Origin of the sequence: Roseovarius dicentrarchi (assembly GCF_003316635.1) — a bacterium.
GTDB classification, from domain to species: Bacteria; Pseudomonadota; Alphaproteobacteria; order Rhodobacterales; family Rhodobacteraceae; genus Roseovarius; species Roseovarius dicentrarchi.
This window is the reverse complement of the sequence record NZ_QNQP01000067.1, coordinates 1-1506: the sequence shown is the minus strand read 5'-3', so window position 1 is coordinate 1506 and position 1506 is coordinate 1. Positions and strand designations below refer to the sequence as shown.

Annotated in this window: 2 protein-coding genes and 1 pseudogene; 1 reads left to right on the top strand and 2 read right to left on the bottom strand. The window is 53.9% G+C overall.

The annotated features are described in order from the left end of the window. The coding region (locus DQ230_RS16830) for a hypothetical protein (protein WP_162497500.1) at nt 1–636 on the bottom strand (636 nt) is incomplete at its 3' end. Between DQ230_RS16830 and DQ230_RS16825 the strand changes: the two genes are divergently transcribed. Beyond that, a complete protein-coding gene (locus DQ230_RS16825; protein WP_162497499.1) occupies nt 625–1059 on the top strand; it encodes a helix-turn-helix domain-containing protein in 435 nt (144 codons plus the stop codon). The genes DQ230_RS16830 and DQ230_RS16825 overlap by 12 nt on opposite strands. A gap of 204 nt (nt 1060–1263) precedes the next feature. On the opposite strand, the pseudogene DQ230_RS16820 reads toward DQ230_RS16825, so the two are convergent. Then, nucleotides 1264–1383, bottom strand: a pseudogene (locus tag DQ230_RS16820) (IS3 family transposase); the annotation flags it as partial. Nucleotides 1384–1506 lie beyond the last annotated feature (123 nt).

Sequence of the window (1506 nt, the reverse complement as noted above, 5' to 3'; positions counted from 1 at the left end):
CGAAGTGCTGGCCCGCACGGGGCTGCCCTTGTGACCGGGCAAAAGCGCGGGCGCATAATTGATCGGATCGACGCCTTCAACAGTGTTTAAATACCGTTGAAGGGTGCGTTTATCGGTGCCTTCTGTGCCAAACTTAGCGCGGACAAGGCGCAGCCTGTCGCCCCAGCTTACCTCAGACCCAACGGCTTTCAAAAGCCTTACCATGGCCGCGCGGCGTTCGGCCTTGGCCCGCAGGCTGGCGCTTGCCGCCAGATAGCTTGCGTGGGCGTCATCGTCATAGGTGCCGGGCGTAAGATGCGCCGCCTCAATCTCGCGGCTCAGGTAGGCAAGGCGCTCGGGTTCGGGAAGGTCTGTAATGGGATAAGTAAATTTCTGGCCTTCCTTGACAGAAATGATGCCCTCGCGCTTCAGCCATGCGAGGCACGCAGGTTTACTGTCGGTAATGGCTCCAACATCCATTAACGATCTGGCTGTGACGCGTTCGACCATAAGCCAGACTTGCCTTAAAAGAAGCTTTTGAGCATCTTGCTGACACGAGCTTTGCCGTAAATAATTACGGCAATAAACATCTAATAACGGTATTCGGATGGCGAGATCGATATTTCTGAACGACTTCGCATCTTGATGCGCGGCCACCGTCTAAATGTGTCCGAAATTGCCAAGCTTGCAGGTGTATCCAAAAGCACGATGGAGAAGTATCTAGCAGGGCCAAGTTCACCTCGGGCCACGGCAGTAGTGTCGATATGCCAGCATCTCGGGGCCAATGCTCACTGGCTACTGTTTGGCATGCCAGATGAAGGCCTTCGGATTGTTCATTCCGCAGTCGAAGACGGTTTCGTTGATTTGCTGAACGAATTGAAGCAAGGCGGCTCAATACTGAAGCCGTTCACCGACAAGGAATTCGGAACAAAAGACTGGCGACTGTTCACTTGGGAGCTTGCAGATCAACGGGCGCGCGAAACCGTTGAACGAATTGTACTCGAACGGGACAAGGCGCTTGACGAGCAGCAGCAAGGTATCCGCACGGCGGCAGTTGGACCGTATCCATTCCGCAGCTGATTTGGCATATCGAAGTTGTAAACCGTTAAGTAATTACTTAACGGCCTCGAATGCGCGCGATTGATGTCATTGGATATTTTTGTGAACGCCAGAGGCAAATCAGCCAAAACCGCCGCCAATGTGACAAAATCCCTGAAACACCCCCTTCACTAACCCATGGAAATCATTGACGCCAAAAAGTCAGGGGTGACAAAACGAGTGAAAGCGCTCAATTAGCTCAGCCTTGATGGTCTTGAAGAACGTCTCGACAGCCGCGTTGTCATAACAGTTGCCTTTGCCACTCATCGAGACTTTGAAGCCATGTTGCCGCAGGATCTTCTGTAAACATCCGCCGAGGGCCGCGGTCAGGCAGCCTTGACTTGGTGCGTTGCTGCGTTCCATTCCCACGGCAGCAACTCGTGCAGGCGTGAGACCGGCATGTCGGAGATGCGGGCGATGACGTCAGCG